This is a genomic window from Rhodoferax sp. ZS1R8 (assembly GCF_056521325.1).
The window spans coordinates 1-2264 of the sequence record NZ_JBWMBA010000029.1; the positions used below are offsets into that span (position 1 = coordinate 1).

2 protein-coding genes are annotated in these 2264 nt (G+C 57.6%); both read right to left on the reverse strand.

Annotation, left to right across the window (positions count from 1 at the left end; all coding sequences use genetic code 11):
• A partial coding sequence (gene galE, locus AC097P_RS23380; protein WP_479612835.1) for a UDP-glucose 4-epimerase GalE occupies nucleotides 1-1005 on the reverse strand: 1005 nt, incomplete at its 3' end.
• Between the two features lie 185 nt (nucleotides 1006-1190).
• A complete protein-coding gene (locus tag AC097P_RS23385) occupies nucleotides 1191-2147 on the reverse strand; it encodes an IS5 family transposase (RefSeq protein WP_479612834.1) in 957 nt (318 codons plus the stop codon).
• Nucleotides 2148-2264: the final 117 nt, after the last annotated feature.

Sequence of the window (2264 nt, forward strand, 5' to 3'; positions counted from 1 at the left end):
GCTCTGCCAGCGCCAGGTGTCGGCGCACATGGTTTGCAAATCACGGGAGACCTGCCAGCCCAGCACAGCGCGGGCGCAATCGGCATTGGCGTAGTAGCTGGGCAGGTCTCCCGCACGGCGGGCCTGCACACGGTAGGGCACGGCTTTGCCACTGGCGGCCTCGAAAGCGCGCACCATTTCCAGCACGCTGTGGCCCACACCAGCGCCCAAGTTGAACACTCGGCACACGCCGGTGCTCTCATCGTCGGACTGCGCCGCCATCCACTGCAGGGCGCTCAGGTGGCCTTGCGCAAGATCGGTCACGTGGATGTAGTCGCGCACACCGGTGCCATCGGGCGTGGCGTAGTCATCGCCAAACACGTTCAGATACTCTCGCTTGCCCACCGCCACCTGGGCCACAAACGGCATCAGATTGTTGGGCACCCCTTGGGGGTCTTCACCAATCAGGCCACTGGCGTGGGCGCCCACCGGGTTGAAATAACGCAGTATGGAAAAGCGCCAACTGGAGTCACTGGCAAAAGCATCGCGCAGGATGTCTTCCACCATCAGCTTGGTGCGGCCATAGGGGTTGGTGGGTGCAAAGGGGTGGTCTTCGGTATAGGGCAGAAACTGCGGCGTGCCATATACGGTAGCCGAGGAGCTGAACACCAGGGTCTTGACGCCACAGGCCTGCATGGCCTCTAGCAGGCGCAAGGTACCCACCACATTGTTGTCGTAGTAGCGCAGCGGTTGCTCGCCCGATTCACCCACCGCCTTCAAGCCGGCAAAGTGGATCACGGCCGAGGCACCACTGGATCGCAAAGCAGTCTCTAGCGCAGCCCGGTCGCGCACATCGCCTTGAACACGGGTGAGCGGCTTGCCGGTGATGCGCTCCACGCGGTTCAAGGCCTCGGGCTTGCTGTTGCAATAATTGTCAAAAACTGTAACGGCATAGCCTGCGTTGAGCAGCTCCACGCAGGTGTGGCTTCCGATGTAGCCGGCTCCGCCGGTGACGAAGATAGAAATTTTCATATGAAATACATAGCTATAGCCCCGAAGTATCTATGGATGCGCTGAACAAGTGGGCTGATTTTCGGCGCTGGTTTTCTATATTTCGCCAAGTGGGATTTCATTCACTTTTGACGCGAATCTGATGGATTTTTGCGAGGGCTTTGCGTTTATTTGGGATTTTGGCTGCGCTTTGAGCGCACCTATCCCACTAGCGGCTTACCCCATTTGTCGATGTTGATCAAAGCCAGCATGGCAAACACCCGATTGGCGTTCTTGGCAAGACCTCGATATCGCACCTTTGCAAACCCCCAAAGGCGCTTTAGCGGTAAAAACGCATGCTCCACTTTGGCTCGGGTCTGGCTCTTGGTGGTGTTGATCTCTTTGTCGCGCTCGCTCAAGGGTTTGTTGCGGTAAGCGCGTTTGTTGGTGAAGTCGCGTGCTTTGGGGGCGGCGGCTTTGATGACGTCTTTTTGCCCGGCATAGGCGCTGTCGCCATACAGGCGGGTCTCCTGGCCGTGAAGTAGGTTGGACAGCTGCTGGCTGTCGTGTACGTTGGCCGCTGTCACGCTGGCGCTATGAACCAGGCCGCTGGCGCTGTCCACCCCAATGTGCGCCTTCATGCCAAAGTGCCATTGGTTGCCTTTTTTGGTCTGGTGCATTTCGGGGTCGCGCGCTTTGTCTTTGTTTTTGGTGGAACTGGGCGCGGCGATGATGGTTGCATCCACGATGGTGCCCCCACACAGCTTCAAGCCATTGGCCAGCAACAGCTCTCCCACTTTGGCAAAGATGGCTTCGCCGAGTTTGTGCGTCTCCAACAGACGGCGAAAATTCAACAGTGTGGTGGCATCAGGCACGCCTTCGCGCCCGAGGTCTACGCCACAAAATTCACGAAAGGCTTCAATGTCATACAGCGCGTCTTCACACGCTTCATCGGCTAGGTTGAACCAGTTGGCGATGCAGTACATGCGCCGCATTGTGGACATTGAGCGCGGGGGTCTGCCGTTTCCCGCCTTTGGGTAGTGCGGCTCGATCAGTGCCAAGAGCGCGTCCCACGGCATGAGCTTGTCCATTCGGGCCACAAATGCCGCCTTGCGCGTGGTCTTGCCGTGGGCATCAAATCCGCCGCTGGCCAATGTGCTTTGTCTCGTCGCTATCATCTTGAATCGTCCCGTTGGTATGACCTCTATCTATAACGCTTCAGACGATTGGGCGGTAGACCTTATTCAGTGTTTCCCTATATATGTTGCTACCAAATACATAGCGTCACCATTTTG